14 protein-coding genes are annotated in these 13,478 nt (G+C 61.8%); 11 read left to right on the forward strand and 3 right to left on the reverse strand.

What is annotated here, in order from left to right:
- Positions 1 to 9: 9 nt before the first annotated feature.
- The 3 genes from AC1D08_RS17220 to AC1D08_RS17230 all read right to left on the reverse strand — a co-directional run bounded on the left by AC1D08_RS17220 (position 10) and on the right by AC1D08_RS17230 (position 2,248).
- Positions 10 to 969, reverse strand: coding sequence for a SphA family protein (locus AC1D08_RS17220; RefSeq protein WP_477228343.1), 960 nt, complete (start codon positions 967 to 969; stop codon positions 10 to 12).
- 34 nt (positions 970 to 1,003) lie between these two features.
- Entirely contained in the window at positions 1,004 to 1,666 is a 663-nt protein-coding gene (locus AC1D08_RS17225) for a hypothetical protein (RefSeq protein WP_477228344.1), read from the reverse strand.
- A gap of 321 nt (positions 1,667 to 1,987) precedes the next feature.
- A complete protein-coding gene (locus AC1D08_RS17230; RefSeq protein ID WP_095089145.1) occupies positions 1,988 to 2,248 on the reverse strand; it encodes a hypothetical protein in 261 nt (86 codons plus the stop codon).
- Positions 2,249 to 2,770: 522 nt separating this feature from the next.
- Between AC1D08_RS17230 and AC1D08_RS17235 the strand changes: the two genes are divergently transcribed.
- The 11 genes from AC1D08_RS17235 to AC1D08_RS17285 all read left to right on the forward strand — a co-directional run bounded on the left by AC1D08_RS17235 (position 2,771) and on the right by AC1D08_RS17285 (position 13,477).
- Positions 2,771 to 3,739 carry an HAD family hydrolase gene (locus tag AC1D08_RS17235; RefSeq protein WP_457155160.1) on the forward strand — a complete coding sequence of 323 codons (969 nt, stop codon included), beginning with the start codon at positions 2,771 to 2,773 and terminating at the stop codon, positions 3,737 to 3,739.
- Between the two features lie 402 nt (positions 3,740 to 4,141).
- On the forward strand, positions 4,142 to 5,224 hold the full coding sequence (locus AC1D08_RS17240; protein WP_477228345.1) for a type III polyketide synthase: 1,083 nt from the start codon (positions 4,142 to 4,144) through the stop codon (positions 5,222 to 5,224).
- A gap of 1 nt (position 5,225) precedes the next feature.
- Positions 5,226 to 5,963, forward strand: coding sequence for a methyltransferase domain-containing protein (locus tag AC1D08_RS17245; protein ID WP_477423623.1), 738 nt, complete (start codon positions 5,226 to 5,228; stop codon positions 5,961 to 5,963).
- On the forward strand, positions 5,942 to 7,120 hold the full coding sequence (locus AC1D08_RS17250) for an NAD(P)/FAD-dependent oxidoreductase (RefSeq protein WP_457155122.1): 1,179 nt from the start codon (positions 5,942 to 5,944) through the stop codon (positions 7,118 to 7,120). The genes AC1D08_RS17245 and AC1D08_RS17250 overlap by 22 nt, the downstream gene beginning before the upstream one ends.
- Before the next feature lie 242 nt (positions 7,121 to 7,362).
- Positions 7,363 to 9,009, forward strand: a complete 1,647-nt coding sequence (mdcA, locus tag AC1D08_RS17255; RefSeq protein ID WP_477228347.1) for a malonate decarboxylase subunit alpha — start codon at positions 7,363 to 7,365, stop codon at positions 9,007 to 9,009.
- A 14-nt stretch (positions 9,010 to 9,023) separates the two neighbouring features.
- Complete coding sequence (mdcC, locus tag AC1D08_RS17260; RefSeq protein ID WP_095089133.1) at positions 9,024 to 9,341, forward strand: malonate decarboxylase acyl carrier protein; 318 nt, start codon at positions 9,024 to 9,026, stop codon at positions 9,339 to 9,341.
- Positions 9,338 to 10,282 carry a biotin-independent malonate decarboxylase subunit beta gene (locus AC1D08_RS17265; protein ID WP_457152898.1) on the forward strand — a complete coding sequence of 315 codons (945 nt, stop codon included), beginning with the start codon at positions 9,338 to 9,340 and terminating at the stop codon, positions 10,280 to 10,282. The genes mdcC and AC1D08_RS17265 overlap by 4 nt, the downstream gene beginning before the upstream one ends.
- Entirely contained in the window at positions 10,269 to 10,991 is a 723-nt protein-coding gene (mdcE, locus tag AC1D08_RS17270) for a biotin-independent malonate decarboxylase subunit gamma (RefSeq protein WP_477228348.1), read from the forward strand. Before AC1D08_RS17265 ends, mdcE begins: the two co-directional genes overlap by 14 nt.
- Positions 10,966 to 11,646: a malonate decarboxylase holo-[acyl-carrier-protein] synthase gene (gene mdcG / locus AC1D08_RS17275; RefSeq protein ID WP_477228349.1), complete on the forward strand. Its 681-nt coding sequence runs from the start codon at positions 10,966 to 10,968 to the stop codon at positions 11,644 to 11,646. The genes mdcE and mdcG overlap by 26 nt, the downstream gene beginning before the upstream one ends.
- The gene (gene mdcB, locus AC1D08_RS17280) at positions 11,643 to 12,530 is read left to right on the forward strand and encodes a triphosphoribosyl-dephospho-CoA synthase MdcB (RefSeq protein WP_457152901.1); all 888 of its coding nucleotides are present in this window, start codon (positions 11,643 to 11,645) and stop codon (positions 12,528 to 12,530) included. Before mdcG ends, mdcB begins: the two co-directional genes overlap by 4 nt.
- Positions 12,530 to 13,477 (forward strand): AEC family transporter, encoded by a 948-nt coding sequence (locus AC1D08_RS17285; protein ID WP_457152902.1) that lies wholly within the window; start codon positions 12,530 to 12,532, stop codon positions 13,475 to 13,477. Before mdcB ends, AC1D08_RS17285 begins: the two co-directional genes overlap by 1 nt.
- Position 13,478 lies beyond the last annotated feature (1 nt).

The raw sequence follows: 13,478 nt of genomic DNA on the forward strand, positions 1-13,478 counted from the left end.
TCCCGCCGCTCAAAACTTGCCGGAAACGTCGAAGAACACAGCGTCGCCCTTCATGCGGTTTTCGACCTCGACCTCATGGGCCCACCTCAAGGTGAAATCGACCTCGGTTTTCTCTCCGAACTTGGCCTTGTATTTGACCAGCGGCCCGAGCGCGATCGAGCGGCCCCTGAATCCATCGTGGGTGTCGGCGAACGCGCCCCGATCGTCTTCGATTTGGTCCAGGAAGCCCGCGATCGCCCCCACGGAAAGGTTCTCCGTTACGGCCTTTGTGACCGAAAGATCGAGGTGGGCCATCGCACCGCTGTAGTAATCGGTGTCCGGGTTCGTGGTGTTGATGTCCACGCCTAATTTGGCGGAAAGGTCCAGCCCGTGTTGCGGGATGAGATAGGTGAATCCGATCGCCGGCGTGAACGTCCAGTAGTTGAGGCCGATGAAGGCAAGGTCCCCTTCCTTCCATTCGCCGGTCGGTGCGGTGATCGTCAGGGATGCCGACAGCCAGGTGTTCATGGCATCGTTGTGCCACCCAAACACGAGCGGCGCGAAAGCGATGTCGCCGAGCCCGGTGACATGCTGATCCGCCCCCAGCGGGCCGACCGCGGCAGTGGCCCCGGTCCAGCCCAGGGGGACGGCAAGCTGGACGGCGTAGGTCCAGTTTCCTGGCAAGTGCAACTCGGGCACGTAAACCCCTGCCAGAATCGCGGCATAGATATCGCCGGTGAGACCCACCGCGACCGAGCCTTTGCCGAATGGAACCTGGCCATCTGCTTCGCCATGGTAGTAGATGTTGGACATTGCCCAATAGCCGGCGCCCGGCGTGGGCGGCACAATACCCGCACCGGGACTCGCGAAGGCGCCGGGGATATAGCGTCCGGCAACGGCCTCGGTGGCATTTGCTTGCCCTGTGGGAGCGAATGCCACAAGAACAGCTGTCGCGGTAAATAGCCAGGCAGATGATCTTGATTCAGTCATCGTCTCCCTCTCTGTACCAAGGTCTCATTGGTCGCTAAAAACTGACCAACGAAACGCCGACCTCCATGTTGTAGTCGTAGGGCCGGTCGTTGCCGATGCCGATACCTGGCCTGATGTAGCCATTGATGGCGCCGCCGTTTGCCAGTTTGCCCAGATTGAAGCCCAAGGCAACCTCCCAGGACATGGGTGCTGTCTTGGCTTCGAAATCGTAACTTGCGGTCAAGTCGGACGTGAGCCACCAGCGTTTGGCGTGAGGTTTGTCGACGACGTAGAGATCGAAATCGCCGCGATTGACATTGGCTCGGTCACTGTGACCGGCGAATGAAAAATTTTGGATGTAGGCGGGGGCGATGATGACCTCCGGACTGGCAAAATAGGCCCAGGTCAGCCCGGGCGCGGCGACCCATTTGCCGGTGCCAAGTACATCCTCGGAGGCGGTCGGCGCATAAATCTCGGTGCTGAGGATAAACGCCTGCCGCCTGCTCAAATAGGGAATCCAGCTGAGCTTAGCCGCAATGTCGCCGAGGCCGAATTCGTCGTCGCCGGTCAGATTGGTTGCATCGAGCGGCACGGTCAGACGAACGGAAGCCTTTCCGTCGAAAAAAGGCTCGGTGTAACGGACGTTCGAAATATCGTAGTATTCGTCCCCCGGCAGGAATCGATACTCGTTCGAGAACGACAGGGTCCTTGTCAGCACGGAAGGTTCGTCCCCGAAGTATCCTTGGCCTCCTGGGCCTCGGCGCCACTGACAAGGGGTAGTGCAACAGCAAAGGCTATGGCGAGGGCACTGGACGTTGAGCCGGACGTTGGAACTGCTGCTTCAAGCCCCTGAGGGCGGAAGGTGCCAGTCAGCGGGAATGCACCTACGCCAGGGCGAACGCGTCCCATGAACATCCCTGGTCACGACCCTCTGCTGCGCGCCCGAAGCTTTCGGCGCGTCACACAATTGAATCGGAATGCCGGAAAGCGAAGTACGTTACAGTTACAAAGGCCGGACACGCTCACGTGCCGCCGGGTGTCACTGGCACATGCGGATAATGTCGGTCTCCAGATCGGTGCAAAGCTCTTCGTATTCAGCAATCGCGGCGCGGTTCGCGTTTCCTCTTTCCTTTCTCAAGCGCTCAAGGGCCGTGCTGGCATCCTCGTAGGCGCCGCACAGGCCGAGCAGATCGGAATTCGTCGCGCTGAGGATTTGAAGCGTGCCGCGCAAGGCCGGCATCTTCAACATGAGCCTTAGCAAGCCCCGACGGTCGTGGGCGGTTTCGGAAGGCATGGCCATATGTTTCAAACCGAATGAATGACCTCGTGCGGAAGCATTCCAGCAAGCATCGTCACAGTGAGGGGAGGCGCGCCAGCACTTTACTGTTACAGCCGGGTTCTATCCGGGGCCTGCAAGCGTCACCGCCTTGGCGTTCGACGGCGCGATTTGGCTGCTACCAAGGGACCGGCATAAGCTCCAGCGGCGCCCCCATCGGTTCTATCGGTGGGCTGTTACCGTTTCGTATCGGTATGTGCGGCAGCCAAGTCTTGTGCCTGCAAGGCCCGCTCCTATTCTGACTGCCTGACGCGCTCGGTCAATCGAATGGGGCCTCTCCGAGGCCTGCATCGCCTGATCAACCAGCGCATCCAACCGCAGTCATCGACTTCGCAGGCTGAAGTCCGTGCCGGCGCGACGCACCAAACCGCTGGAGTTCGCGATGCCCTGTCCAGGATCTATTGTGCAAGAACAGGCGGCGTGCACGTCTAAGTCGTGGTTCGATAGATGAGTCCGGCCATGGACAGACGCAAGGTGCTCGCCGGCATGCTGGCCACCAGCCTGCCGCTTTCCAGCGTCGTGTCCGCGCGTGCTCAAGCTGCGCCTCTCGCTTCGTGGCATGAGGGGCCCGCCAAAGCTTCGATCATGGACTTCGTTGCAAAGGTCACGACGCCGGACGGCCAGGAATTCGTCATGGCCAACGAGCGTATCGCTGTTTTCGACAATGACGGAACGCTCTGGTGCGAACAGCCGATCTACTCGCAACTCGCCTTCGCATTGGACCAGGTGAAGCAGCTCGCCCCAACCCATCCGGAGTGGCAGACGCAGGAACCGTTCAAATCTGTCCTGTCAAACGACGTGTCAGGTCTGGTTCGCTCGGGCGAGCAGGGAATATTCAAGATCCTGGCTGTGACGCACGCCGGCATGACAACCGACGAATTCAACAGCGCGGTCATCAACTGGACCAGGACGGCGCGTCATCCCCGCTACCATCGTCCCTATACCGAACTTGTTTACCAGCCGATGTTGGAATTGCTGGAGTTCTTACGGCAGAACGACTTCAAGATATTTGTGGTGTCGGGCGGCGGTATCGATTTCATGCGCCCCTGGATGGAAGCTGTCTATGGCATCCCGCCGGAGAGGATCGTCGGGTCGTCGGGAGCAACCAAATACGTGGTGGGTGCCGACGGCAAGCCGGCCTTGATCAAGGAAGCCAAGATCGATTTCGTCGACGACGGACCGGGCAAACCTGTCGGCATCAACAAGTTCATAGGCCGCCGACCCATCTTTGCGTTCGGTAATTCCGACGGCGATCTGGAGATGTTGCAATGGACCGCCGCTGGAAGCGGCGCGCGGTTCATGGGGATCGTGCATCATACCGACGCCGATCGTGAATATGCGTACGATCGCAAATCCTCAGTCGGAAAGCTCGACAAAGCTTGGGACGAAGCGATGAAGGAACGCTGGACCGTCGTGGACATGAAGCAGGACTGGAAATTGGTGTTCCCGTCCTGAAAGGCACGGGCCGCGTTGAGGACAATTTCAAAAAGGCGGGTAAAGGCTTTAGTACAAAGATCGGAGCCCTTCGCTTTCGTACTGCGCGGCTATGATGGCGTAGACAAACCAACCGATCGAGCCAGATCGAACATCGCGCACTCACCAACCTGCCGGGCTTCACGGTGCTTGTGGGCAAGCGGCGCAAAACATTCGTTGTCCAGCGAGGTTTCGGTTGCGGTCCAACCGCATTGGCCTGAAATTTGGCGAAGGGCAGGGGTCCAAGGGAAGCATTTCCTGTTCTGAGCGTTTACCACAATAGAGTTTGCCATTGCCGTCGAAGGCGCAGATCCGCTGCGAGCCTCCAACACGTGGCGCTTTCCTCGGTGACCACAGGCTTGCGGCGGCAAGCCAAGGAAGAAAATGTGCGCTCAAGCTTTCATCAACCGAATTGCGACGGCCGTCCCTGACCACAGCGTTCACAGGTTCTTCCTGCAGTTTGCTGGCTCTCAGTTGACGGCAAACCCCCGTCGCCGCGCGATTTTCAATCGCATGGCAGACAAGGGCGGGATCGAGCATCGCTATTCGTGCTTTGCGCCTGCCGAAGATCCCGAGGGTCCGAGTGTGGACATGGCGGGCGTTTTCAAGCGGGGTGCATTTCCAGGAACAGCGACACGCATGGAAATGTTTGCCGCCGCTGCGCCGGTTCTGGCCCAGCAAGCCGTGGAGCGGCTCCTCCAGGATAAGGACAGGACGACCGTCACGCATTTGATCGTGACAACGTGCACCGGTTTCTCCGCCCCCGGTATCGATCTGGAGATAATTGCCCGATGCAATTTGCCGACCACCGTTGAGCGCACGATCATAGGCTTCATGGGATGCTACGCGGCAATCAACGCGCTCAAGCTGGCACGGCACATCATCCGGTCCGAACCCGAGGCTCACGTCGTAATCGTCTGTATTGAACTGTGTACGCTCCATCTCAGGGAGACCAGCGATCTCGAAAAACTGCTGTCCTTCTGCCTCTGGGGTGATGGTTGCGCGGCCGCGTCGGTGACTGCCCGCCCATTCGGGATCGGCCTGGATAGTTTTCACGCGATCGTCGCCGCTGACAGCCGCGACCTGATGACCTGGGGCATTCGCGACGACGGTTTCGACATGGTTTTGTCGGGACAAGTCCCTGGCGCAATTCAAGGTGTGCTCGCTGAAGGTATCGGCAGCATTCTGGGAGCCAGCAGCGTCGGCAGCGTTGATCTTTGGGCTGTCCACCCAGGGGGGCGCTCGATACTCGATGCCGTGGAGCGCGCGCTGAATCTCCATCCCTGTGCTTTGTCGATGTCGCGCGAGGTCCTTCGCGAAAACGGAAACATGTCTTCAGCCACGGTCATGTTCGTGCTTGAGCGAATGCTGCGCGGGTTCACGGAAGACCGCGTGGGTTGTGCCATGGCATTCGGACCCGGCCTGACGGCGGAGACGATGATGTTCCATACGGCCGGCAATGCCTGAGTTGGCCAAAGATCTCGACCGCCGTCGGATCGAGCCGGAACTGCTCGATATCCTCCCCCCCGACGATCCAAGGGCAATCGGCTCCCGGCGGGACCTCGTTTGGATAAACGCGCTGATGTTTCAGAGCGCGATCATGTCGGGTCTCTTCAAGGCGAACGTGCGCAGAACGCCTACCAGGATTCTGGAACTCGGCTCCGGCGACGGGGCATTCATGCTCTCGGTTGCAAGACGTTTGGCCAGGAGATGGGCCGACGTGGATCTCGTCATGCTTGACCAGGTCAACCTCATCTCAGACAAACGGCGCGCGGACTTCACCGCACTCGGCTGGCGAGTTGAAACCGTCACCGATGACGTCTTTGACTGGATCGCAAAGCCCGGCGCCGGCGCGTACGACGTTGTCTCGGCCAATCTGTTCCTCCACCATTTTTCCGACGCGGACTTGAAGGTTCTGTTTGCAGCGCTCCGTTCACGGGCACCGGTGTTCCTCGCCACCGAGCCAAGCCGAAACGCCACTGCCTTGAGAATGTGCTCGCTCCTACGCATCATCGGCGCAAACGAGGTGACCATGCACGATGCAGCAGCGAGCGTCCGCGCGGGGTTCGCGGGCAATGAACTTTCCAGTCTGTGGCCATCGGGTTCCAGCCAGCAGTGTGAAGAACGCAGGATTGGCCCGTTTACCCACGCTTTCAGCGTCATCCCCAAGGAAGCGCTCCCGCGATGTACGATGCCATTGTCATAGGTGCCGGGCCAAGTGGCGCGTCGGTGGCCTTGGCTTTGTGCGGCCAGGGGCGCGCGGTTGCCATCATCGAACGAAGCGAATTCCCGCGCCGAAAAGTCTGCGGCGAGTTCATGTCGGCAGTCAATCTGGAGCTGTTGGACCGTTTGGGGGCGGGCGCTGCGATTCGCGCCAAGGCAGGCCCGGAAGTCAGGCGAGTAGCATTGTTTGCGTCGGGCCCGGGCATAGACGCGGGCATGCCCCGGGCGGCGGGAGACGCTTTTGGGCGTGCACTTGGGCGCGACGTCCTTGATGGCATCCTCTTGGACGCCGCCCGCAATGCCGGAGCCGATGTTTTTCAGCCTTGCCGTGCGGTGACGATCATCAGCGATGGGGAGAACGCCGCAGTCCGGATCAGCGGCAAAGACGATCAGAGGGTTCTCGCTGCGCCAGTCGTGATAGCCGCCCATGGGTCTTGGGAGCAGGGAAAGCTTCCAACCAACCTCCCAAAAAGCTGTGCGCCTCACGATCTGTTTGGCTTCAAGGCTCACTTCAAAGGAGCTTCGCTCGCCCGAGACCTCATGCCTCTCCTGGTGTTTCCGGGCGGCTATGGCGGCATGGTGTGGACGGATCAGAACAGGATGTCGCTGTCCTGCTGCATACGCCGCGACGTATTGGCCAGGTTGCGTGAGAAAAGTGGTGCCTTGTCGGCGGGCCAAGCCGTTCACGCGCACATCGTGGCATCCTGTCCTGGTACGGTTTCCGCGATCGGGGGCGCAACACTCGATGGCGAATGGCTGGCCGCCGGGCCTATACGCCCTGGCATTCGTCCGCGTTTTGCCGACGACATATTTCGGGTCGGCAACATTGCCGGCGAGTCCCATCCCATCATCGCCGAAGGCATCTCCATGGCCTTGCAGTCCGGCTGGCTGTTGGCCACCGAATTGGCCAGGTTCGACCGATGGGATCGCGAGGCGCGCGTTGCCGCCGGCAGCCGCTACTCAAAGGCCTGGAACAGACAATTCGCAACTCGCATTCGCACCGCCACCGTGTTGGCACGCATTGCAGCCCTCCCTCAATCCGCTGCGGCGATGAGGGCTTTCGTCAGTTGGTTTCCCGAAAGTCTGGCGATCGGAGCCAGACTGTCTGGCAAGACGAAAGCGCTGCCAGTTCCACGGTGATCGCTCCACTCCGGCTAACAATGGCATGCTTTTGATCGGCCTTCAGCCCTGTCGCCAAGCGCTGCGGCATCGATCAGAAGACGGTTGCGAAGTGGAGGAACCGGACAACGTTCGAGCTGTCATGCAATTGCCGGGTTCGGTAGCGTGCGAAGTCGAAAACATGGTTGCTTGAGGAAATACTCCAGGGAGCTCCGCGACTAATTTCGGCCAGCAATCCGGAGCCTGCTGGAGGAGCAAAGACGATGACGACCTGGCAGCGTGGCCGGGAAGCGCGCGACGCCCGTATCCAAGCCGGCGCGAGGCTGGCAAAGGGCAAGGTCGTCGATGTGCGCGACGCCACCAAACTGATGGAAGCGGTGGTCCGCCCTGGCGATCGCGTCTGCCTCGAGGGTGACAACCAGAAGCAGGCCGATCTGCTCTGCGCCGCCCTCCTTGCTGTCGATCCAGCCAAGGTGCGTGACCTGCACATGGTGCAGTCCGGCGTCGTGCTGCCGGAGCATCTCGACCTATTCGACCGCGGCGTGGCGAAGAAGCTCGACTATGCCTATTCCGGCCCGCAGTCGGCGCGCATTGCGAAGATGCTGTTCGGCGGCAAGATCGAGCTCGGTGCGGTCCACACTTATCTCGAGCTATTCGCGCGCTATTTCATCGACCTCACGCCGAACGTCGCGCTGATCGCTGCAGTCAGCGCCGATCGTGACGGCAACCTCTACACCGGGCCTAACACCGAAGATACGCCGACCGTCGTGGAGGCCACAGCCTTCAAGAACGGCGTCGTTATCGCCCAAGTGAACGAGATCGTCGACAAGATTCCGCGCGTCGACATACCGGGGGACCGGGTGCATTTCGTTGTCGAGGCCGACAAGCCATTCTTCGTCGAACCGCTGTTCACGCGCGATCCCGCTGCTATCACCGAGTCGCAGATCCTGACCGGCATGCTGGCGATCAAGGGCATCTACGCGCCCTATGGCGTCAAGCGATTGAACCACGGGATCGGCTTCAACACCGCTGCGATCGAACTCCTCTTGCCGACCTATGGCGAGAAACTCGGACTGAAGGGCAAGGTGGCGAGCCATTTCGCGCTAAACCCTCACCCTGCGTTGATCCCGGCCATCGAATCCGGCTGGGTCGAGCAGATCCACTGCTTCGGTTCCGAGGTCGGGATGGATGAGTACATCCGCGCCCGATCCGACGTCTTCTTTACCGGGTCCGACGGTTCGCTGCGTTCTAACCGGGCCTTCTGCCAGACGGCCGGCCTTTATGCCTGTGACATGTTCATAGGCTCGACGCTGCAGATCGATCTTCAGGGCAATTCCTCCACGGTCACCACGTCGCGCATCGCCGGCTTTGGCGGGGCGCCGAACATGGGCTCTGATGCGCGCGGGCGGCGACATCCGAGCGAGCCCTGGCTGCAGGCTGGCAGGGAAGCCGATCCCGAGGGGTCAACGCTGCTGCGCCGTGGCCGCAAGCTGGTCGTGCAGATCGGCGAGACCTTCGGCGAAAAGAACGTGCCGCTGTTTGTAGAGAGGCTCGATGCTCTGGAACTCGCCGAAAGGCTGAATCTCGAGCTGGCGCCGGTGATGATCTACGGCGACGACGTAACGCACATCGTCACCGAGGAAGGCATCGCCAATCTGCTGCTTTGTCGTGATGCCAGGGAGCGCGAGCAGGCGATCCGCGGGGTGGCGGGATACACCGACGTCGGCCGTGGCCGCGACGCTAAGATGGTCCAGCACCTCCGCGAGCGCGGTGCCATCCGTCGTCCTGAAGATATCGGTATCAATCCGCTCGACGCCGACCGGAGCATGCTGGCGGCGCGTTCCATCAAGGATCTTGTCCATTGGTCGGGTGGGCTCTACGCGCCGCCCTCAAGATTCCGCAACTGGTGAGAAGGACAGCCGCGATGGAGGACCTGAACTTCCGCCACGCCACCCGCCAGCGCGCGGCCGGCACAAGGAAACTGGCCGTCATCGGCGTTGTTGCGTCCGGCAATCTCGAAGTTCTGGCCGAACGAGTGCTCCCCGACTCCGAATGCCTGGTGGAGATCAGGACTGCTGCGGCGGGTTTCGGCGAAGTGTGGGATGCCGTGATCGCAGACTTCGTCAAAGGCTATTCGCCTGGCGGGCTCCGGTTCTCCATCAATGACGGCGGAGCGCGTCCCGACACCGTGTCCCTTAGGCTGGCGCAAGCGGCCCGGCTGATGGAGGAGGACGACCAATGAGCGCCTCTCACACACAGAGAACCACGTCTTCGGTGGAACTGGATCGCACCGCAAGCTGGTACGAGTCCTCGGCGCGGACACGGGTCCGGCTGCTGCTCGATCCCGGAAGCGTTGTCGAGTTCATCGGACCGGAGAAGCGCGAGGTCAGTCCGCATCTCAAGCTCTTCGATCTTCCCGAGCAGTTCGACGATGGCATCGTTGTGGGACTCGGCAGGCTCGACGGTTCGCCGGTGTTTGTCGCAGCACAGGAGGGCCGTTTCATGGGCGGCGCTTTCGGGGAAGTTCACGGAGCGAAGCTGACCGGCCTGTTGCGCGCCGCGCGCGATATTGGGTCTGTTCCGGTGCTGATCCTGTTCGATACGGGTGGCGTGCGCCTGCAGGAGGCCAATGCAGGCGAGCTTGCCATTGCCGAAATCATGCGCGCAGTGATCGAAGCGCGAACTGCAGGTGTGAAAGTGATCGGGCTGATCGGCGGCCGGGCCGGATGCTATGGCGGCGGCGGTTTGATCGCTGGCTGCTGTTCGGCGTTGGCGGTCTCCGAGCAGGGTCGCATTTCGGTGTCCGGTCCCGAGGTGATCGAGACCAATCGCGGTGTCGAGGAGTTCGACTCCCGTGACCGTGCGCTGGTCTGGCGGACCATGGGCGGCAAGCATCGCCGGCTCCTCGGCGGCGCCGAAGTTTTCGTCGATGATACTGTCCAGGACTTTCGCGACGCCGCGCTGGAGCTGCTCAGTTCAATCCGTGCCTTCGGCATCGACACTTTGAAGGCCGAGCAATCCCGCCTTGAAGATCGGTTGCAGCGCTTCGGCGCCTGTCCGGATGCGGTCGATATCTGGACGGCAGAGGGTATTCCTGACGCCGTTTCCATTCCTGCGCTGCCCGCGGACCAATTCATTGCTCTCGCTGACAAAGTCCGGAGGTCCAGCCGTGACGCTCGATGACATTCTCGCCTCGCTGTTTCCCGACGGCCACGACGTGAAAAACAGCGGCGGAGTTCTGTCTGGTTCGGGCGCACTGCGATCGGGTGGCCGGGCGCTCGTCATCGGCGTCGCGGACCGGACCGCGCTCGGCGTGGACGAGGCCATCCGCCTTTCGAACTACGTCCTGGCGTCGGTTGAAAGCGGAAACGCCCCGATCCTCGTCCTGGCGGACAGTGACAGCCAGCGCATGAGCAAGCGGGACGAGCTTTTGGGTTTGAACGAGTTCCTAGCTCATCTCGCCAAGTCCCTCATCTATGCGGATATGCACGGGCGACCCGCCATCGGTCTTCTCTACGGCCACTCCGCAGCCGGCGCCCTTCTCGCCACGGCGCTGGCCACCCGCGTGCTGGTAGGGCTGCCGTCCGCCGATCCGGCGGTGATGGATCTGCCATCCATGGCCAGGGTGACGAAGTTGTCGATCGAGGTTTTGCAGGAAAAGGCGAAGTCCACGCCGGTGTTTGCTCCGGGCTTGCGAAATCTTGCTCAGACAGGCGCGGTTCATCTCACCTGGGACGAGGCCACCCCGCTGGCTGAGCAGCTGGACACACTTCTGGCGGACATGCCGGATGCGCGCGACCGCCGAGATGTGGTCGGCTTGGAGCGCGGCGGTCGGCCGAAGGCATACGCCATCGCGGAGCGCGTCCGTGAACTCGCACTTCAAGCTCTGTGAACTGCCGATGCGGCGTCACGATCTGATATTCGTCGGGCCGGCGGCGTGGCATTCGCTGTTGCTAACACGCAGCGATGGCGCCGCGAACGCGCTCGTCTCATGTTGGGTCGATAGAGGCTGGCCGCTCATTAGACGACGTGCCATGCCGGGTGAGGGGCATGGCGTGCCTTTGGGCCTTGCGCTGCCGTACTTCGCCGGAAAGAAGCGATTTTCGTTTCTCATGCGGCACGAGGATATCCTGTCGACGTCTCCGCCGCCCTCGCTGCGGTCCGCCGGCCCGTCGGCGCCACGCGCCTGGCGACCCACGCTCGCCAAGCTTGAGGATATCGCCTCACGGCATGGCGTGGAAGCCAGGGTGTTCGGCAGCCTTGCCTTGGCTGTCGTCACAGGATTGGACTATCTGACCGACCGCTCCGATCTCGACCTCCTGCTGCAGGTCAATCGCGACACGGATCTTAGCCGCCTGACCGCCGATCTGGCGCGGATCGAGGCGGCCGCGCCGATGCGGCTGGATGGTGAGCTGATCCGCCATGACGGCGTGGCCGCGAACTGGCGGGAGCTTCACGCCGGCCCGCGCGAGGTTCTGGTCAAGACCGTCAGTGATGTGGCGTTGCTCGACGCCCAGCTTTTTCTTTCTGAAGGGATGCCATCGTGACCGTCGCCCTTGCTTTCGGCACGGAGCGGCCGCTTGCGTCAAAGGTGCTGGTACCACGTTTTCCGGATGCCGGGGCCATCGCCACGAGCGCGGTGCGTTGCCTTCTCGACGAGCTGGAGACGTGGCCCAAGCCGGGCCTTGTAAGCCACATCGATTCCGGCAGCCATGAAGACATGGATGCCGGCACATTTCGCGCCAGCGCCGCGGCCATCGGGCCGTACTTCCAGGCTTTGGCGGAAGCCGGCGCCGCTGGCTGCGCGATGGGCGCGTTGAGGGAAATCGGCCTCGATGCCGAGGCAGCCATGCTTGCGGCGACGATGGGGGTCAACACGCATCGCGGCGCCATATTCGGATTGGGCCTGCTATGCGCGGCCGCCGGCGCCAGGATCGGCGGACAGGTGGATCCCACGCTGTCGTTGGGAACTGTGGTCCTGCGGCTGTGGGCCCGCGGCATACTCGAAGGACCGATGGTTCCGCAGAGCCACGGTCAGTTGGCCCGTCGCCGCTTCGGCGCTGGTGGTGCGCGGATCGAGGCTGCCCTCGGATTCCCCAGCATTTATCATGTCGGCCTGCCCACCCTGCGAAAGAGCGTCCTTGAGGCTCCCGACGACGCCGAAGCCCAACGCATCGAAACATGTTTCGCGCTCATTGCGGTTGTCGAGGACACCACTCTGCTGCACCGCGGCGGCCTCTCCGGTCTCGGCTTTGCGCGTCGAGCCGCGCGCCGCTTTCTCGACCAGGGCGGCGTCGGCGCACCCGGCTGGCGAGACCGCGCCCATTTTGTGCATAGGAGCTTCGTTGCCCGTCGGCTCAGTCCCGGGGGCTCAGCGGACCTCCTTGCCATGACCTTGTTCGTCGACGCGCAGGAAAGGATGCTTGCCTGATGGCCAATACAATCCTGCTGGCGCTCGCCCCGGTCTTTTTCGTGATGGCCCTCGGCTATGGAGCCGGAAGATTCGGCATCGTCGAAAACCATCATGTCGACGGCTTCAACACGCTCGTCATGAGCTTCGCGCTGCCGGCATCGCTGTTCGCGGCGACCGCGTCGGCCCCGCGTGGCGAGCTGCTTGTCCAGGCGCCGCTCTTCGCCATTTTCGGCGGGGTCATGCTGCTCATCTATTTCGCCTGGTACTCCATCGCGCGGCTTTTTCTGGCGACGGGCAAGGTGGGCGCTTCGGTGCAGGCTCTGACCGTTGCCTTCCCAAACCTTGGCGGTGTCGGACTTCCGATTGCATCCTCGCTGCTCGGAGCGACGGGGCCGGTCTCGGTCGCCGTTGCCATGGCCGCGGGTTCGATCCTGGTCACTCCGATCACACTTGTTGTCGCCGAAATGGGCAGCCTGAAGGAGGACGGCGCCGTCAAGACGCCAGGCGCTCAGATGTTCGACGCGCTGAGGCGCGCACTGACAAAACCCATTGTTGTCGGCCCCGCGCTTGGAATCCTGCTCTCGCTATGCAGCGTGACGCTCAATCCTGTCATCGAAGCCTGTCTGATGGTGATAGGGCAGGCCGCAGCCGGCGTAGCGCTGTTCCTGACCGGCTTGGTCTTGTCGGCTCAATCGTTCGAGTTCAACTGGAAGATCGTGGGCGCGACCGCATTGGCCGACATCGTTCGACCTCTCCTGATGGTCGCGATCGTGCTCCTGCTACCGGTTCCCTTTGAGATCGCCAGGACGGCGATCCTGTTCGCTGCCCTGCCGGCAGGGTTCTTCGGCATCTTTTTCGCCGTGAGCTATCGGCTCGACTCTTCGACGGTCGGCTCCATGGTCATTGGCAGCACCATCGTGAGCATCGTGACGATGGCGATCGCCATCGCCATTATGTTTCCATAGC

The sequence above is a fragment of the Mesorhizobium sp. P2_E6 genome (genome assembly GCF_056403835.1).